At 42.8% G+C, this 15,372-nt stretch carries 11 protein-coding genes; all 11 read right to left on the bottom strand.

Going from position 1 to position 15,372, the window contains the following annotated elements; genetic code table 11:
• Positions 1-4 precede the first annotated feature (4 nt).
• The 11 genes from NFS34_RS09015 to NFS34_RS08965 all read right to left on the bottom strand — a co-directional run bounded on the left by NFS34_RS09015 (position 5) and on the right by NFS34_RS08965 (position 15,221).
• Positions 5-7,048 carry an RHS repeat-associated core domain-containing protein gene (locus tag NFS34_RS09015; RefSeq protein ID WP_251359711.1) on the bottom strand — a complete coding sequence of 2,348 codons (7,044 nt, stop codon included), beginning with the start codon at positions 7,046-7,048 and terminating at the stop codon, positions 5-7.
• A gap of 53 nt (positions 7,049-7,101) precedes the next feature.
• Positions 7,102-7,437 carry a hypothetical protein gene (locus NFS34_RS09010; RefSeq protein ID WP_251359710.1) on the bottom strand — a complete coding sequence of 112 codons (336 nt, stop codon included), beginning with the start codon at positions 7,435-7,437 and terminating at the stop codon, positions 7,102-7,104.
• Position 7,438: 1 nt separating this feature from the next.
• Entirely contained in the window at positions 7,439-7,588 is a 150-nt protein-coding gene (locus tag NFS34_RS09005) for a hypothetical protein (protein ID WP_251359709.1), read from the bottom strand.
• 347 nt (positions 7,589-7,935) lie between these two features.
• A complete protein-coding gene (locus NFS34_RS09000) occupies positions 7,936-8,286 on the bottom strand; it encodes a hypothetical protein (RefSeq protein WP_251359708.1) in 351 nt (116 codons plus the stop codon).
• 243 nt (positions 8,287-8,529) lie between these two features.
• Positions 8,530-9,567: a rhodanese-related sulfurtransferase gene (locus NFS34_RS08995; protein WP_251359707.1), complete on the bottom strand. Its 1,038-nt coding sequence runs from the start codon at positions 9,565-9,567 to the stop codon at positions 8,530-8,532.
• A gap of 199 nt (positions 9,568-9,766) precedes the next feature.
• Positions 9,767-10,462 (bottom strand): M48 family metallopeptidase, encoded by a 696-nt coding sequence (locus tag NFS34_RS08990; RefSeq protein WP_251359706.1) that lies wholly within the window; start codon positions 10,460-10,462, stop codon positions 9,767-9,769.
• Positions 10,459-10,797, bottom strand: coding sequence for a GIY-YIG nuclease family protein (locus NFS34_RS08985; RefSeq protein WP_251359705.1), 339 nt, complete (start codon positions 10,795-10,797; stop codon positions 10,459-10,461). Before NFS34_RS08985 ends, NFS34_RS08990 begins: the two co-directional genes overlap by 4 nt.
• Positions 10,797-11,279, bottom strand: a complete 483-nt coding sequence (locus NFS34_RS08980; RefSeq protein WP_251359704.1) for a C40 family peptidase — start codon at positions 11,277-11,279, stop codon at positions 10,797-10,799. The genes NFS34_RS08985 and NFS34_RS08980 overlap by 1 nt, the downstream gene beginning before the upstream one ends.
• A 67-nt stretch (positions 11,280-11,346) precedes the next feature.
• Positions 11,347-12,420 carry a serine/threonine protein kinase gene (locus NFS34_RS08975; RefSeq protein ID WP_251359703.1) on the bottom strand — a complete coding sequence of 358 codons (1,074 nt, stop codon included), beginning with the start codon at positions 12,418-12,420 and terminating at the stop codon, positions 11,347-11,349.
• Positions 12,404-13,948, bottom strand: a complete 1,545-nt coding sequence (locus NFS34_RS08970) for a SulP family inorganic anion transporter (RefSeq protein ID WP_251359702.1) — start codon at positions 13,946-13,948, stop codon at positions 12,404-12,406. Before NFS34_RS08970 ends, NFS34_RS08975 begins: the two co-directional genes overlap by 17 nt.
• A 163-nt stretch (positions 13,949-14,111) precedes the next feature.
• Entirely contained in the window at positions 14,112-15,221 is a 1,110-nt protein-coding gene (locus NFS34_RS08965; protein WP_251359701.1) for a GNAT family N-acetyltransferase, read from the bottom strand.
• Between the last annotated feature and the right edge of the window lie 151 nt (positions 15,222-15,372).

Below are 15,372 nucleotides of genomic sequence, written 5' to 3'. Positions count from 1 at the left end.
TCTCTTAATTTCCGTTAGCTCTAAGTATCAAGTTATCTTGATCAGAGCCCCCACTTAAGTACAAATCATATCCCGTTTGGTCAACAAAACTTTGGTCTGTTGTTGAAAAGCTATTGTGATCAGCAGAGCCCGTTCTAGTTCTAGCAGACCACCCATGTTCAGGGTATTTTCTTCTTAGCTCTCTAGTGATACGAAAACGTTTTGGATGACTATGAATTGCCTTTTTAGCTGGTGAATAACCATCAGCACATGAATTTGTAGCCACTCCACATGATAGAGGATCGTTGTCTGTCATGATTTCTGCTGAAAAATAATCATTTCCATCACTACCTTCTCTTTTACAAATATTAGCGCAGTATTCAACTTGGTTTTCTTCAGTTAATCTATCTAACTCATCACCAAGAGCATCTATAAACATCTCTTCTGACTCGCCAGGCGCCGCTGTTTTAACCTCTTTAACTTTTTCTCTTTGGAATTCATCGTTGAAAAGTCTACTAAATGCGCCTGCAACAGCTCCATTAGCAAATTTTCCACCGCCCAACTTTGAAGCCGTACCGCCAACTATAGCAGCCGCAATAGCACGTCCGCCTATTGTTTTAATAGTTCCTATTTGCTTTGAGAATCCCTTAGTAAAACCAGCCGATAAGAATCCGTGACCAAACTTTCCACCTTGTAGTACATTCATGACACCTCCAACAACACCGTGAGAAACAACACTCCCAAATGAAACTGTTTGATGTCCAAAAAACTCTCCGACCCCAAAGAATGCGGCAGCACTAAAGGCTCCCATAAGCGCTCCTTTCAGTATGTTACCACCATTCACAGCGGCTCCAAAACCACCTAATGCAGCTCCAGTACCGACTGATGCCCAGAATGATGCAAAACAAACTTGACAATAAACTGCTAAAATTGCACCTACAATAACAGTAGCAAACTGCTTAATCTTTTTAATTAACTTCTTAAAGAAATACCCCGTAGGATCGGTATAACTCAGCGGATTATTCTTTACATAACTATAGCGATTCAAACTTTGAGAGTCTGATGGCGCTTGAATATGCGGATCGGCCTGAATAAACCTGCCCAGTGTCGGATCATAAACCCGACCATTCATATGAATTAGGCCTGTTTCGTCCATTTGTTCATGGCCGGTGAAACCTTTGCTGGTTTTAGCCTGATCGTCCGCGGGGCTGAGCGCCATTGCCCACTCATCTTGGGCATAAGTTTGCCAATCGCGCGCATCACGCCGCGCGCCAAAGGCGTTAAAGCTAAACTCTTGTTCGATATTACCAGTGCTATCGGTTATTACGTCAGTTGAGCCTAAGTGATCGGTATGCAGATAGCTGGTGGTTTTTACGCCATTGGTTTTTTCGTCAATGATTAGGCCACCTAGGTTTCGACGATAGGTCGTAAAGCTTTCGTTAGACGTTTTTATCACCTCCACATTACCCACATAATAACTGGTGGTGGTTTTCGAACCTTTAATATCCACTCGCTTATAGCGGCTACGCGAAGGCGCGTAGCTAAAGCGCGTGGTATGGCCGTCTTTAGTCACTTGGGTCAGTTTATCGAAGCTGCTGTATTGCATCTGGCGCGTTTGTTGCGAGCCAGAGCTGTCGCTAACCATATTACCGTTATAGTCATAACAGTAAGATTTATTGCCCACGCTGGTGCTGGTTACGGCATGCGGACCGGCTTTCACGCCACACTGGGCTTCACCATAACTATAGGAACCAACGCCAGTTTTGGAGTTAATGTTACCATTAGCATCATAAGTCAAGACCATGGTTTCATTGGGATGGTTAGCGTTTAATAAGCGATTTAGGCCGTCGTATTGGAAGCTTTCATGCAGCAGTTGGTTTGATACGGGATCGAGCTCTTTACGGTATTCTAAATTGCCTAACAGATCCCATTTGTATTCTAGATCTTGAACTTTATTTCCACCCTTGTAGCTTTCAATGTCGCTTAAACGTCCTGTTTTTGGGAAATAACTGCGAATCGTTTCGACGCCATTACCACTAAGCTCATGGGTAACGTTACCGCGAGCGTCCATCGCCACAATGGTTTTGTAGACTTTGCCGTTCACTCCATTACGTGCGTCTCGGACCTTTTCTAGGAAACCAAATTGATTATAGACGTTACGCACCCCTGCATTGCTGAACTCGGAACCAGCGGCATCAAAGGATTGGAATACGCGACCATATTGGTCATAGACCGTTTCCGCAAAGAAATATTGACCGTCAATCCAGCTTTCAGACAGCGAAAGCCGCCCTAGGTGATCATAACTTGGTTCTACTTTATAGCCAGAGGTCAAGTCATGCTCACGAACCAACTGGCCTTTGGAGTAGCCAGAGCCTACTCCGTTGTCGTAGGCCCAAACCTGATGGGATTCAGTAGCGCCGCCCGTGGTTAGACTTAAACGTTTTATAGGACGACCAAGACGATCACTCCAGGTTTGAATTTTTTGGCCTTTAGCATCGGTTTGCTCGACTAACTCACCTAAAGCGTTATAGTCATACACCCAAAGTTTATTATTAGCGCCGCCTTTATCGGCATCCCACATGGTTTTCTTGCGACCCAAGGTGTCGTAGGTCATGCTTGACTGCTTGACCCCGTTAAATTTTAATTCCAACAAGTTACCGGTAGCATCGTAGTCGTAGCTTAATACGCCGTTTAAATTATCCGTGACGGAAACGGTTTTGCCGGAAGCGTCTTTAACCTCAGTTTTATTCTGACCTAAAGGATTGTTGGTGGTTGTGGTTAGGCCATTAAAGGTTATGCTAGTCACGCCACCATCGGGGTTAGTAACTCGCCACGGGCGACCTAAAACATCGTACTCAGAGCTCGTGACATGAGTTGTATTGGGCACCGAATAAGGATGCTCTTGTAATACTGGCTCTGTCGCTGAAATGGCTAGGCCGCGCTGGTTATATTCCGTCGAGGTAACGCTGAAATCACCATTAAAACTGCGCCCCGCTTTTTGTATCTCGCGCCCCAGCGCATCAAAGTAGGTGTAACTCAAGCTCCCGCCTGCCGCCCACGATTTTACAAAATAGACCGCAGGCGAAGGGCAAGAATAGACTCCACCACATTTGGTTTTAGTAGTGCGACTCCAAGCGCCTGATTTTGATCGAGTAAAGTATTTCGCACCAAAAGCTCCATAGACAGTATCGACCACCTCGCCCGATAAAGATTCAACTTTAGTCGGCTGTCCTAAGTTATTACGATCCAAAATTTCGGAAGTGACCTGACCAAAAGCGTTTAAGGTTTTGATGGGATAGCGGCCTTGGTCATCATAGACCGTTTGTGACCAGCGATTGATATGATAAGCATCACCATCAACAACCTCAGTGGAATTATCACAATTGCCTACTAACTTAGAGCAGGTACGTTTTAAGGTTTTATTGCCATAGCCATCGTATTTATGGATGGTTTTTAAGTATTCTTTGTCATCGCCATTGGGCTCAATAATCTCCTTTACTAGCATGCCTGTATAAGGATCATACTCAAAAGTAGAGTTACGGGTTATTGATACAGTGCTTCCGACTCGTGAATGAATAACCTGCGAGCTGGTTAAGCGCCCGAGATGCCACCTAGACACATTGTCTTGATAGTTGTTACTAGTTACTTTTTTCGATACCCCTGTCATTGAGTCAATATACGGAAAAGCACTGGTTGGTGACTGATAGCTCCCCCTCGTCAACACAGTCATATCAGTTAGATTAGCGTAATCGTCATACTGATTTTTGGTAAAAGTCTGCGAGTTGAATTTTGTACCACCAAGGGTTCTTAGATCCCAAGAAGCTTCTGAACTTTCACTGATGTAAGGGAAGCGAATCTTGCTCGCCCCTGAGCCTATAAGTTTAAAGCTCCACTGATTTACCGCTTCGCTTAATAGCTGCCCATTATAAGTAGTGGTGGTCTTTTTCGGGCTGCCAATAAAGGGATAGTCTTGACGGTATTCCGTCTTGGTAATGATATTGGTTTGTAAATCTTTAGTCTCTAACCACTCGAAGCCCAAGAAGCCGCGACCTTTGGCTTGCATTCGAGCTTCGCCGTAGCGATAGGACACTCCGACTGTGCTACTGGGCGAGGCTTTATGTGGTGATGAACTGTTAACTTGTGATACCACATACATGGGGCCGTTCATATCAAAAACTGGGGAGCATTTAGCCATACTAGACTTACTCGTACCAGAACAGCCAGTACCAGCCCCCCAATTCAACATAGCAGAGCCCGTACTTTTAGTATAAAGCCCTGCGGTCGTTAACGGTTGGTAGCTAATGCTAGTTTTATTACCCATGCCATTATCTATTTCACTGATAACATAGCGATGTTTACTATTGTCGTGCTTAGGTTTGTCAACTCTCAAAGTATGAGTGCCATCCATATCCACTCGCACATGTTCTTGAATGCCATCTCCATTAACGTCGACAAAAATGGAACTATGGAGGTTACCACCTGCGTCGATACCTGTATTAGTCGCGGAGCTGGAAAAGCCCGTTTCAAGTGCAGCAATTACATGTAAGTCGCGGCTTCTGGAGAAAGTGATATCTATTCGTCCATCATGATTATAATCAGTAAAGCTTGGCGCATCATCTGTACCTAAAGCTACTAATTTCTGGCTTCCTGTAAAGTTTCGGCCAGTATTTAACAGGTAGTACCAATATTTATCGTTTTTATTTTTATAAAGATAGTCAGCTAACCCGTCCCCATTAATATCCATAAACTGGCGAATAGGGTTGTCATCATCATCCAACTTAACATTATAAGTTGCGATGACTCGGTTGGAGTTAGAAAACTCCCCATTACCTTTAGATAAGGCGATATAGTCTTGCTTGTTGACTGGTTCAGTTATAGTGCAGGATGGAAATGCTTCGCTTTCACAATGTTGGGTTACTATCCGAGTGACTAATATATCCGCCCTACCATCGCCATCAAAATCAGCTACATTTAGCTTGTTTAAATCATATTCTACGCTGTACCAGTGACCTTGAGCATCGAATCCTGGTGTACTGGGGAAGTTAATATAACTAAGCGAATATTTGTTAGTCCAACTGTAAGGTAACGAAGCATTATTACCTTCTCTTTCCATAATATAGACATCATTTCCAGCTATTAGATCGGGAAGACCGTCACCGGTATAGTCAACGGGCTTTGCAGTTTCATGGTCATCGGTAAAAATTCCGCTAACAACCGAGGTGGTTGAAAAACAACCATTGGTTTGGCCCAAGAAAACTTTGATTTCGTAATTATCATTACTTACATAATCAGTCGTATATAAATCACTTCTACCATCAGCATTATAATCTATCATCGACCAGGTAAAGTCTTTGCGCTTTGGATACTGATCGCCAATATTGACAACACACGATTGAGAATGAAAGCTACCACCAGCTACATCAGCGTTAGTACCTTTTGACAGAGCAATATTAAATTTGACTCCTCTAGAGCCATATTTACTGGCATATACAATATCTTGTTTATTATCGCCGTTAACATCAGCAACTTGATAATTACCATCGTAAATCTTATCACCTGATGTATAGCCCCAATAACTGTTGTTCAAAGTGGTGTAGTTATCTGCTTCTTCATAACCTGAAATACTATCCAGCCAATCAAAAACTTTAGGCGTTTTGCTGACCCAGTTATTATTCTTGTTTTTACCTGACTCGGTAATTGACACTATTCTCAAAGGGTAATCGTTAGTATTATAAGTTGCTACAGGATTACCAAAAACGCCATCATCAATTTCATCATAAATAGTTACTTCTTTTTGCTTATAAGCTAGTTCATATTTTCGAACATCATTTCCCGAGTCCTTAACCAAAATTTCTTCAAGGAATTTACCAATTTTGTGATAACCACCTGCACCCATACCGCTATTGATAAAAGGGCGGTTGCTGTAGATAAACTCAATGCTATTGTTTGGCGCGTAACTAATCGAGTCGAGGTATTGTTCACCGTAATTATCATTTTTTTGGTAGTGATAGGTAATCTTATTAGGGTGATCTAAGTATGGATTATCAATAAATTCATGTTGCGCCCAAGTTAATACTGTTGGTAAAACACTCGTATTTACGGTGCTACCCGAAATAGAATTTACTCTATTTGCATAGAGTCTTGAATTTTCAGAATTACCATAATAGCTAACCGAGCCATCTTTACGCTCAACCTTAAAATATTCGGGGCCATTACCAGCAGAGCCTAATGCAGTAACCCTAGTTTGCGAAGCAAGCTCTGTTCGATACTTTGAGCCATTAGCCCCGTAAGTACCTGATTGTAGAATCAACCTTTGACCATCTAAACAAAAACGATCATCCAAGCTTAGTGAGACCGGCAAATCCTGGCCATCGAGTTCTGCAGTTTGTCGACAGCGACTTATGGCCGAACCGGCAGACAGGTTCCAGCCTAAACCTAAGATTCCCTTGCCACCCTGCGAGGAATAACTTAGCGCCACTTGCGGGGCTACGCCCGCCCGTCCTGTAGGCGTAAAAATTGGAATATTATAAGTCGCTTGACCAGATTCATTAACTCTAAACTCGCCGGCAATTGCACCAACTGCATCCGAGTTTATGAGCTCCGTAAGATTTACTGAAGGGATTGGCTCTACATGCGCTACGGGTGCTGGTTCTGGAAGACTTGCCGATTGCCAGCCTGTAATTTCTATCACTTCTGAAGTTGTGCTTGCACCGCAACCATCGTTGTTACAAGCTCTAACTTCAAGAATATAGTTTCCGCTTAAAGGAAAGTCTATTTGCGCACTGTTTGAATTTACCGCTACCCAGTCTCCGCAACTACCTCCTTGGCAAATCCGATATTGGTATTCAGATGCTTCGGATATTGGGTCCCAGCTCGCGGTTAAGCTACCATTTTCATCTCGAGCGTTAACGGGCACTAAAAATGAAACATCGGTATGAATAAGCACAAAAGTACTTTCAAATTCCGTGTCAAGCTCTAGGTTCTGCACTTGCCCCGGCACTGCCGCATGCACAATAGCAGACAGAAATAGACTCGACATTATGACCAATGAAGCCATTAGCTTTTTCATTTTTATTTTCTCCAGTTTTCCTTAATTATATTTATTACTCTTGAGTAACTTGCTCAACCTGCTTTAATGATAAAATATCTTAATGTCACAGAAACACTTTGATCAATACAGTCGTTATAGTGACGAAAAGTTACTGTTTTTTTCGCATACATAGCTGACATTAAAGCACTCACATACTCTTTAGCCATTGGTCGACTTAATTTATAAGAATAATAGTCGCCATTGCTTCCGTGACAAGCTGGAGGATTCTGTACCCCTCCTTCTGGAAAGATATATATTAAATTTGATTGTTCATAAAATAATATTCTGTCTATTTTTGCGGTAGTAAATACCGCGAAAGACGGTAAAGAGAACAAGGATAAAATAGCTACTGAAAAGATTTTTTTCATATCACTCCCCTAACAACCAAATTCGATCAGCTTTTAAATAGCCATCATAAGTACCGCGCATTTGAATACTAACTTTTTTGTTTTGCGCGTTAGCAGAAAGTGCAGTGGAGTAAAACAGTTTGGCAAACTCAGGGTTGTCATCAAGCGACACAACTAAAGCCGACCTCTGCGTAACTCCGCTAATACCGACAGATTGAGGCTGATTTAAGTCGAGGCTTGCATCAAAATATAGCAAAATTCGGTTATATTTATTGATATACAGCCTATCCACCAAACCGGTATATGAGCAATAAGAGCCACCACTATGCTGGTGGCACGTGGGCGCTTCAGCGATTAAAACCTGGGGAAATAGCAAAAAACCAAATGTGATGGTTAAATATATTTTTTTTCATGAAAGTTCCAATTTTGTTTTTAGTTTAATATCCTAATGTCTCGTATCGATTTTAAATTTTCGCTGAGACCTCTTAACTTACCATATACTTGTTTAACATATGCACTCTATTCAAAATTTACGTAAAGGCGATTTATATAACAAGCCGATGTATCAGCATCAAAGTTAATGTTAACTGCTTTTTGAGTAGTTGCCGCTGTCAAGACGACACTTAACATATTATTCAGGCCTTCAGCCGTTACGCCATTTTGAGCTACTGCCAGATAGTGGTATTTTGGTGAGTTTCCATTTGTACAAGCAGAGCTTTGTTCTTGGAAAGTAATCACTATATCGCCATTTGCAAGTGGATAGACCCTTTTAATTTTGGAGCTATGCCAAGTTGGTGTTGATGCAATAACAGTTGATCCAAAAAAAGGCATTAATAAATAGACAAGAAGTCCTTGTGTTATTGTTTTCATATATCCCTCATACGGTGCACAGAGTAATATCCAAAAGCTTATTTTTTTAATCGCTTTTATTATTCCCTGTTGTTATTAATTTCAAAAAATTATAAGAAGCGTAAAGCAATGTCAACAAATTAACTCTTTATTTATTAAAAAAGTATTTAATCAAAGACTTAGGAAAATTTACTAGAAATGCATACAATGCAAATATGACTTGGATAAGTCATATTTGCATTAAACTTAATGCTTATGAGGCCATTATTTTACTTTCTGCGCTTCTTTAAGCAATTTCTTTTTTTGCTTACGGTAAGCGATAGCGGTTTTTACTTCTGAACCTAAATGGCTTTCGCCGCGTTGCTTGGCCAGTTGCATTTGGCGCTCGCGTTCTGAATAGCGCTGGCGTTGCTCTGGGGTTTGTTTGTCGTAACAATGGTGACAGCTTACACCTTTTTCGTATTTTGCATGGTCTTTATCTGCTTCTAAAATTGGCATGCGACAGGCGTGGCATTGATCGTATTGGCCTTTGTTTAGCTCATGATCCACTGCAACCCGATTATCAAATACAAAGCATTCGCCTTGCCACAAACTTTCTTCTTTTGGCACTTCTTCTAAATATTTTAAGATCCCGCCTTCGAGATGATAAACTTCTTCGAAACCTTGCTCTTTTAGATAGGCGGTAGATTTTTCGCAGCGAATACCGCCCGTACAAAACATGGCAACTTTTTTGTGTTTGTTCTTATCCAGATTTTTTTCAACGTACTCAGGAAATTCTCTAAAGGTTTCCGTTTTCGGATCAAGGGCATTTTTAAAAGTGCCAATCGCAACTTCGTAATCGTTACGAGTATCCACCAACACCACTTCTGGATCAGAAATTAATTCATTCCATTGACTGGGTTTTACATAGGTTCCAACCACCTCTTTGGGATCGATACCTTCAACTCCCATAGTCACAATTTCTTTTTTAAGTTTGACCTTGGTACGGTAAAACGGCATGCTTTCATCAAAAGATTCTTTGTGATCCAAATCGGCTAAACGCTCGTCTTGTTTCAGCCAATCTAAAAGACTATCAATAGCTTGGCGCGAGCCGGCCACAGTGCCATTAATACCCTCTTTGGCCAATAGCAAAGTCCCTTTGACCTGATGTTTTAACATTGTATCTAATAGTGGCTGACGAATGGCTTCATAGTCTTCAAGACTTACAAATTTATAAAGTGCGCAAACGACAACTTGTTGATTTGATTGGTGATTTTTATTGAGTACAGCAGAATTTTCTGTATCTAAAACAGATTTAGTCATTAATATCCTCGCCTACTGGAACGTAAAACCAGTGCTTATTCGATTAAAATTCAAGCGGATTTTAGGCATTAGCGGGCGAATGGTCAAGTTTTACCAGATGGGCTCGCTAAACAGCTCCTTGCAGTGACGCGTTCGGTTTTAGGAAATTGCCGTATCAAGTTATATTCAAGCTGCATTCAAGTTCCACTCAAGATAAGCATTATTGATACCAAAGTTTATGTCCGTTGCGCTTTAGCCAGTCTTCGGCCTCGCGATAGTTGGGCTCATAATCTGCAACCAGTTGCCAATAGTCTTTCGAATGGTTTTGGTGAATCAAATGGCACAGTTCATGCACGATTAGGTAATGTAAGACGCGCTCTGGGGCCAATAAGATAAGCGGATTAAACTGCACTACTCCATCATGAGTGCAGTGCCCCCATTTGGTTTTTGTTTTGCGGAATTTTAACGTTTTAATACGATCTTCTAAGCCCATTTCCTGTGCAAATAACCTAACCAACTCCGGCAGTTGCTGCTTGGCTTGTTTGAGCAACCAAAGATCCATTTGCTTAACCCTGTTTGCTGGTGTGTCCTTGGAAACTTTTAAGGTTAAATGATTATCCACATAACGAGCACCGTTACGCTTAGCCTGCTCGATACTAAGGCTAATTTCATAGCCCATAAACGGTAATTTAGCGCTCTCTTCTATTGCATAGATTTTCGTACGTTTATGCTCTTGTTCAATAAGTTGCTTGACTATCCAGCTACGTTTTTCAGCAACGAACTTATCAATAAAAGCTTTGGAAGTAGTATAAGGTGCGCGCACCTCTACCAAGTTGTGACTCACATGGATAGCCACACTTTTACGACCGGAGCGCTTGATTGTAAAATCGATTTGGTCCTTAACGGATAAATTCATGAGGTAATTTCGTTAATCACCAATTGACCACAAGCTAGCAACTTTTTCTGCTCAGCGGTAAGTTTTTTTACTTTAATCTCTGCTTTCAACGCGCTCGATTTATCGTCAAATGCATGATGATAAATCATGGTAAGAGGCTGTTTTCCTCTAAGGTATTTAGCACATTTAGGGCCGTTAGATTGATGCTCTTCAAAGCGACGGTGCAAATCTAAGGTAATGCCAGTGTACAGCTCGCCTTCACGACAACGCAGAATATACAGATGCCATTCTTTTGCAGCATCCTTGTCCATTGGCTCTTTTGACGGTAAGTCTTTTGGCATTGGCTTTTTGGCCATTAGTAGAGCCTTCCCGCTTTGACCAAACGTTTTTTAAAGTAAGGATTATCCATGCTCGCGATCATAACTTTTTTGCCACTGGATGGGGCGTGAATAAACTGTCGGTTACCAATATAAATAGTGACGTGAGTCGGCGTCGAACCTGTTCGATAAAATAGCAAATCCCCTGCTTTTAGGTCAGTCAGACTGACAGTAGCCGATTGTTGGTATTGCTGTTTAGAAACTCTAGGAATACCGTTTGAGACTTGGCTGTGCGTAAACTGCACTAGCCCGCTGCAATCAAAGCCTTCCAAAGGACTAGAGCCGCCGTAGCGATACGGCATACCAATCATTCGCTTGGCGAGGCTAACAATCTTCTGCGCTTTTTCTGGGTTATACTGACGCTCGCTAAGCGCTTGGCGCGAGCCGGAAGAACAGGCTGCCAAGAAAGCGGCAAAGCTAAAGACTAATAAGAGCCGAGTGATGGATAACAATAAATTCATGGCTAAAGATTAACATGCCGGATCTGAATTTACACTAAACCCTTTTCTCAATTTTAGATTAAACTGATTAGAAGAGTTTAAGCGGATTTTCTTGAATTTCTTGCAGCTCAGAAAATTGTGCTCGTAGGTCGAGAATATGTTGCTCCCAATACTGCACCTTAGCGAACTGCGGAAAGGCTTGTGGGAAAGCTGGATCTGCCCAACGTTTGGCGATCCAAGCGGTATGTTGGATCATACGCAAAGCTCTTAAAGGTTCGATAAGCGCAATTTCGGCATAATCAAATTCACAAAATTCTTGATAGCCTTCTAAAATTTCCGATAACTGCGCAATACGTTGACTGCGATCTCCTGATAGCAGCATCCAAAGATCTTGGATCGCAGGAGCCATCCGCGCATCATCAAAGTCAATAAAATGCGGATTTTCATCACGCCATAAAATATTTCCGGGGTGGCAGTCACCCTGGGTTCGGATAAAATTCAGCGACTTTACTTGAGCCCACTGTTGCTCAATCAGACTTAGCAAATCTTCAACTAAAGTCGAATAGGCATTTTTTAGCTCAAACGGAACAGCTTTCTCGATTACAAACTGCGCCTTATCATAGCCAAAAGTTTGCGGATTAAGTTGTGGACGTTCGGAAAAATTTTTGGCGCGACCAACGGCATGGATACGGCCTAGAAAGCGACCTAGGGTAAATAGATTATTGAGATTATCTAACTCTGGCGCATGGCCGCCCTTGCGCTCAAATAAGGCCACATCAAAGCCTGCATATTGCGCTAGGCTCTGATTATCATGACTAGAAATCAGTGGCGGCACTACGGGTAGTTCAGCTTCTGATAGCTCCAAACAGAATTGGTGTTCTTCGAGAATTTGCGCGGTCGACCAGCGCTGCGGACGGTAAAACTTGGCGATAATGGGCGCGGCCTCTTCCAGGCCAATTTGATACACCCGATTTTCATAGCTGTTTAGGGTTAAGATACGGCCATCGGTGATATAACCCTGATTCTCCACCGCATCTAAAATAAAATCTGGCGTTAGCCGCTCGAAGACGTGCGGCGCTTTTTTTGCTGGATCGCTATCGACAGAAGAGGCTTCTTGCGAAACCCCTCCAAAAAAATCGCTTTGACTATCCCGCGAGCTCATCGTCCGCTACAAAGTATTTAGGATCGCGCTTGGTATCTACTTCAATCGCCGCGCCAGCTTTAGTGAGCAAGCGTTGACAATCAGGGCTTAAATGCAAAAGATGCAATTTCTTGCCGGCGCTTTCATAACGCACCGCCAAAGCATCGATCGCTTCGATCCCAGAATGGTCCCAAACTCGCGAATCTGCAAAGTCTATATAGACTTCATCCAAATCATTACGCGCTGAAAACTGCTCGGAAAAGTGCGTTGTAGAACCAAAAAATAGAGGCCCTCTTACGGTGTAGTAAGCCTTACCATTTTTTTCTTGGCGCCGAACTCGTACTCGCTTTGCGCTCTGCCAAGCAAAGACTAAGGCTGAAAGAATCACCCCGACAAACACCGCTACCGCCAGATCGGTTAACACCGTCACGATAGAAACAGTGATTAAGACAAAAGCATCGGCGCCCGGAATTTTGCGCATAATACGGAAACTTGACCACTCGAAGGTTCCAATGACCACAATAAACATAACGCCAACCAAAGCGGCTACTGGAATTTTTTCGATTAAGGGTGATGCAAACAAAATAAAGATCAACAAGGCAATTGCCGCTGTGATACCCGATAAACGGCCACGCCCACCAGAGTTAACGTTAATCATCGATTGACCAATCATGGCACAACCGCCCATGCCGCCAAAAAAGCCTGTGGTGGTATTGGCTAGGCCTTGAGCAAAACATTCTTTGTTACTTTGACCACGGGTTTCGGTGATTTCATCAATCAGACGCAAGGTCAGCAAAGACTCAATCAAGCCAATCGCCGCTAAGATAAAAGCATAGGGAAAAATGATTTTTAAGGTTTCAAAATTCAAAGGTACGCTAGGGATATGAAACTGCGGAAAACCACCGGCAATCGAAGCCACATCGCCAACGGTTTTACTTGGCAAGCTAAAACCAATGGCAAGTAAGGAAACGATTAAAATCGCCGCAAGCGAGGATGGAATGGCTTTCGTCAGCTTTGGTAGAAACTGGATAATCATCATCGTCAAAACAATCAAGCCAAGCATTAACCATAAGCTTTCGCCTTGCAGCCAAGTGCCCTCTAGCCAGCCCCACTTACCTTCTGGAGTTGATGATTGCAGGCTTGGAATTTGTGCCAAAAAGATCACAATTGCCAAGCCATTAACAAAGCCCATCATCACGGAATGTGGCACCATGCGAATAAATTTACCGAGTTTTAACCAGCCCGCCAGCATCTGAATAAGTCCCATCAAAACCACGGTAGCGAATAAATACTCAACACCGTGCTGTGCTACCAGCGCCACCATCACCACCGCCAAAGCGCCAGTGGCACCGGAAATCATGCCCGGACGGCCACCAAATATTGAAGTAATAAGCCCAACCATAAAAGCAGCATAAAGCCCCACTAACGGCTCAACACCGGCGACAAAGGCGAAAGCTACCGCCTCAGGGACTAAAGCTAAAGCAACCGTTAGCCCCGATAAAATATCATTCTTGGCGCTGGCGGTAGTATTTCGAATTAAATCAATCATGCTGTTCTCTTTATCGTAAAAAGTCGGCTAGCAACTAAAACAAAGGCTGACAGAGGGTCAGCCTTTTTATACTTATGGTTGGTGGCGCATTCTACTGAAGCTTGCTAACAAGCTCAAGATAAGCTCATTTTTATTCTCAATCCAGCGAATCTGAAGTTTCAAATCAGCGATAAGCCGTATGCTGCTGATGCCCTTTATATCTTTGTTTTATACAATGTTTTTCTTCTTCGATCCAAGCGCCAATAGCTTTTGCGAACTGCGGCTGAGCGATATAATGAAATGAAGTGGTAAGCACCGGATCAAAGCCCCGTGCGAGTTTATGTTCGCCCTGCGCACCCGGTTCAAAAACCTGCAAGCCTTGTTCGATGGCAAACTCAATCCCTTGGTAATAACAAGTTTCAAAGTGCAAGCCAGCGTGATCCTCAAAGCAGCCCCAATAGCGGCCGTAAAGATGAGTATCGGAAGTAAAAAATAACGCCGCCGCTAAAGTAGTATTTTGCTTTCTGGCGAAAAGCACCAAGCAGTTATTCGGAAGTTTTCTGCTAAGCCCTAAAAAAAAGTCCAGATTTAACTGAGCCCAGCCGCCCTTTTTGTCAAAGGTATGGCTATAGAGTTCATAAAACAGTTGCCATTCATCAGCGCCCATATCCCCTGCCCACTTGCGTTCAAACTGCCAATCGGCCTTAACAAGCTTGGCTCTTTCCTGCTTAATATTGCGCCGTTTCTTGGGCTTAAGCTGCGCTAGAAAGTCATCAAAACTGTGATAATTGCGGTTAGTCCAATGAAACTGGATATCGAGCCTTTTGTACAAGTCACTTTGCGTCAGAGTTTCCGCCTGCTGTGGCGTGGTGAAGTTAATATGCCAACTGCTCAAATGCTGCTGGCGACACCAAGACTTGATGGACTCAAGCGCCGTTGCTAACTCTTCTGGCGCTACATCACCCAACCACTTTGGTGCTAAGCAAGGAGTGAGTGGTGTCGCCGTAAGTAACTTAGGATAATAATCCAACCCCGACTGCTGATAAGCACTTGCCCACGCCCAATCAAACACATATTCGCCATAAGAGTGGCTTTTGATATAGCTGGGGATCACGGCGACTAAAGCTTGCTCGCGATAAAGGCAAAAATACAGCGGTTGCCAGCCAGACTTAGCGCTAATCGCTGCCGACTCTTCAAGCAGGGATAACAATTCGTAGGATGCTAAAATGTTTGACCCTTGCGGCCAGTCACTTGCATCAATTTCGCTTATACTTGTCTTGAGCTGGATCTCCATCAATGCTACTAAGCCGCCATTAAGCTAACAATTTACATTAAGATCTCAAGATTAGAGCCTTAATGGACAAATAACAAGCAAAAAAAAGCCAAGCAAAAGCTTGGCTAAACTAAAAGTTGTTAAAAACTAACAATAACAGGGGTATGAAAAA

The organism is Kangiella sp. TOML190 (assembly GCF_023706045.1).
Classification (GTDB): Bacteria; Pseudomonadota; Gammaproteobacteria; order Enterobacterales; family Kangiellaceae; genus Kangiella.
The sequence above is the reverse complement of the archived record's forward strand: the minus strand, read 5'-3'. Positions and strand labels throughout refer to the sequence as shown.